This window comes from Natrinema soli (assembly GCF_028618695.1).
The window spans coordinates 1-3,605 of sequence record NZ_JAQIVI010000375.1; the positions used below are offsets into that span (position 1 = coordinate 1).

General features: G+C 64.1%; 2 protein-coding genes and 1 pseudogene. All 3 read right to left on the reverse strand.

The features are described from left to right. A pseudogene (locus PGX04_RS21170) lies at nt 1-302 on the reverse strand (HEAT repeat domain-containing protein); the annotation flags it as partial. A gap of 194 nt (nt 303-496) precedes the next feature. After that, nucleotides 497-2,515: a SpoVR family protein gene (locus PGX04_RS21175; RefSeq protein ID WP_273740319.1), complete on the reverse strand. Its 2,019-nt coding sequence runs from the start codon at nt 2,513-2,515 to the stop codon at nt 497-499. Next, the coding region (locus tag PGX04_RS21180; RefSeq protein WP_273740320.1) for a YeaH/YhbH family protein at nt 2,508-3,605 on the reverse strand (1,098 nt) is incomplete at its 5' end. The genes PGX04_RS21180 and PGX04_RS21175, both read right to left, overlap by 8 nt.

Sequence of the window (3,605 nt, forward strand, 5' to 3'; positions counted from 1 at the left end):
ACGATCGACCCGCTCGACGGCGCGACGTCGGTCGGCGCTTCGGCCGCCAGGTCGGCGAGACAGGCGGCGATCTCGTCGCGAAAATCGATTTCCGGTCGCTCGAGCAGCGTCCGGAGTTTCGGAACCGTCGGAACGCACGCCGCCGCCCGGCTGCGCTCGTCGATCGCAGTTCGAATCCGACGGACTGCGGCCCGTTGTTCGGCCGGTTCCTGCTCGTCGAGTTGTGCGAGTACCGATGGTAGATCGATCCCGGCGGCCCCCCGGCCCCGGGGCTCGGCGGCCTCGCCCCATTCCCCATCCATCGTCTCCTGCATTGGAGATGGACTATAAAAGAATTCTGGCCGAATGACGGCGAAATATCCTTTGTTCGGGCGGTACAGCGTCGAATTACGGGTTGCCCGGATTCGAACTATCGGCGCTCGAGACCGAACGCAGGTCGTTCGGACTCGACTTGTCGACCGTTCGAGTCGCGAAACGGACCGAGCGTCGAGCGACCCTAGGCGAGCCACTCCTCGGGCTTGGTATCGTAGTCGACATCGTCGGCCGAGAGGTGTTCGACCTCCTCCCACGGCACGTCCTCGGTCGTCACCGTCTCGCCGTTGAACCGGATCAGCTTCCCCTGCTCTTCCGGTTCGGGCTCGCGGTTGCGGCGCTTGGCGACCTCGATGTCGTGCTCGTCGACTTCCTTGACGATCGTCAACAGGTTCACCGGCCGCCCCCACAGCTCGAAGATCCGCTTGAGGGTCTCCTTGGCCTGCCCCAGATCGAGCATAACGCCGTTGTACTGGTGGCCGAGCAGGAGTTCGTTCGCGTTGTTGTAGTTGCCGTCGTAGACCGCGATCGTCGGTTTCCCGAAGTTGGTGAACTGCAGGAGGAGCTTCTTCTTGACGTCCTCGGCCGCGTCGCTGGCGACGTGGAACTGTCCGGTCGCCTGCGAGTGCTCGTAGGTGAAGTAGTTGTTCTCCGTGATGAACTCCCGGGTCAGGAACTCGTCGAGGAACGTCACGTCGTTGTGGTTCTCCCGAACGTCGAACATCCGGTCCCAGCCGGCCGCGAAATCGACGTCCTCGAGGGCGTCTTCGACCGACGAATAGCGAGCGTCGTCGAACAGGTAGCGGCCGATGCGCTCGAGTTCGTTCTGAGTGACCCGCGCGAGGAAGCCGCGGTTCTGGCGCTTGACCAGCGAGTAGTGCCGGCGAGCGACTCCCTCGTAGGTCAACACCTTCCAGGGGTAGTTCGAGACGTCGACCTCACCGTCTCGCGCCCGCTCGAGCGCCTCGCGGTCGACCCACTCGTCGGGCACCTCCTCGAGCGAGTCCAGCGTCTCCGGAGTGATGGTCTCGATTGCTTCCGGCGGCTCCAGTTCGTCGAGAACCTCGTCGAAGTCGACGACCTCGGTGAGGTTCCGCCAGGAGACGCCCTCGACACGGAGGAGGGCCTCGAGGACCTCCCGCCGGTTGGTCGTGTTCTCGACGTACTCCCAGAGCTCCATTCCGAGGCTGTAGGGGTTGAGGCCGCCGGAGGCCAGCACCTTCGCCATGTGATCGGCGTAGTTGAGGAACTCGTCGTCGCCGGCGAAGACCTCGTCGGTCATCATCGTCGACTCCCAGTAGGCGGCCCAGCCCTCGTTCATCACCTTCGTCATCTTCTGTGCGGCGAAGTAGTACGCCTCCGCGCGCATCATGTCGAGGATGTCGCGTTGCCACTCCGCCATCTCGACGCCCCGGCCGGCCTCCTCGTCGTACTGCTTCCCGTGTTCGCGGACGAACGCCAACACGTCCTTCTGTGGCTCCTCGGGGAAGTTCGCCGCGACGTCCTCGCCCTCGAGCTTCTCGACCCACGCCTCGTCGAACACTTCGCCTTTGATCTCGTCGGAGAGCTCGAGCTCGTCTAATTTCTCGGCCAGGTCCTCGTCGATTCCCTCGTGGATCGGCCCGTCGATATCGAGGCGTCGGCTGAACACCTGATGCTGGTCGATGTTGTCCTCGAGGCTCAGGCAGTGATCGATCCACTTCTCGACCTCGGCGCGGTCGATGTCGGGATCGGACATGTACTCGTCGATGGCTCGCGCGTGGCGCTCGAGCATGGCCGCGGCGTTGACCTGGTCCTCGTCGGCGCGGCCGCTGGTGAACATGCCGAACCAGTCGTTGTTCGCGAAGAAGTCCGAGTGGGCCTCGACGTGGGTGATGACCGCCTTCTGGTCGGCCACCGTGTTCGACTCCTGCAGGAACGCGTGGGCCGGATTGTCGTTGTTGACGATCTCGAAGGCCTTCCCGCCGCCGTACTGGCCCTGCTTTTGTTGCTTGTCGTACTGCATGCCCCACCGCCAGTGCGGGTAGCGGCTCTGAAACCCGCCGTACGCGATGAGCTCGTTCATCTCGTCGTAGTCGATGATCCAGTACTTCACCGGGTAGGGCTCGAGACCGAGCTTCTCGGCCAGGTTTCTGGCCTCCTCGACCGGTTCCTCGAGATCGCTGGCGATCGCCTGTTTGCGGAATCTGTCCGAATTACTCATTGTCATCACTCTCCGTGGAGAGGATATCGTAGATCGCGTCGGTCACGTCCGCTTCGTCGTTGACGTACGCCACCGCGACGTCCTCGGCGTCGGTGCCGAAGTGACGCTCGAGTTCCTCCGCGTGGGTGGCGTTGATCGCGTTCCCGCTGGGCTGGGTCTCCACGTAGGCGTGGAGGTTCGCCGGGATCTCCTCCATCAGGGGGATCACGCGCTCGCCGGTGTCGTTCGAGGAGTTCTCCGAGTCGCCCGCTGCGAAGACGTACCGGTTCCAGTCGCTCCAGGGGTACTCCTCGAGCAACCGATCGGCGAGTTCGTAGGCGCTCGAGATCTTGGTGCCGCCGCCGCTCCGGATGCCGAAGAACTCGTCGCGCTCGACCTCCCAGGCGTCGGCGTCGTGGGCGATGTAGACGAACTCGGCGTTGTCGTACTTGCCCTGCAGATACCAGTCCAGCGGCGTGAACGTCCGCTCGACGAGCTCGCGCTTCTTCTCGCGCATCGAGCCGGAGACGTCGCGGATGTTGACGACGACGACGTTCTTCTCCTTCTCCTCGATGATCTCGGGGTGGCGGTAGCGCTCGTCCTCGCGACGGAAGGGGACGTGGTCGATCCCCTCGCGGCGGATCTTCTGCTGGACGTCCTCGCGCTCGACGTTCTCCTCGACCGCCTCGATTGAGGCCCACTTCCCGCGCTCGTCGTCGGGGACGTTGCTATGTGCTTCCTCGATCCAGGCCATCGAGACCGGCAGGTTCTCGCCGCGGGCCCACTCGAAGACGTCGCGCGGCTCGATCCCCTCGACCTTGCACAGCTCGCGAAGGAACTCCTCGTCGAAGTCCATCGCGAGCTTGCGCTTGAGCCCCTCCTTGAACATCCGCTCGAAGTCGAGCGTGCTGTTGGGACCGGTCCGGGTGAGGTCAGTGAAGGGGCCTTCCTTCTCCTCGATCACCTTCTTTCCCTTCGGATCGAGGTCGAGGCCGAGCTCCTCGTCGAGTTCCTCGGCGAACTCGTCGGGGTCCATCTCGTAGTACTCGTGCTCGCCGCCCTCCTCGCCGGGTTCGGCGTCGTCGCCGTCGTCGTCGCCCGGCTGGGGCTG

Excerpts from the sequence above, each read along its gene's own strand:
- PGX04_RS21175 (WP_273740319.1), bottom strand. The coding sequence starts at position 2,515 with ATGAGTAATTCGGACAGATTCCGCAAACAGGCGATCGCCAGCGATCTC.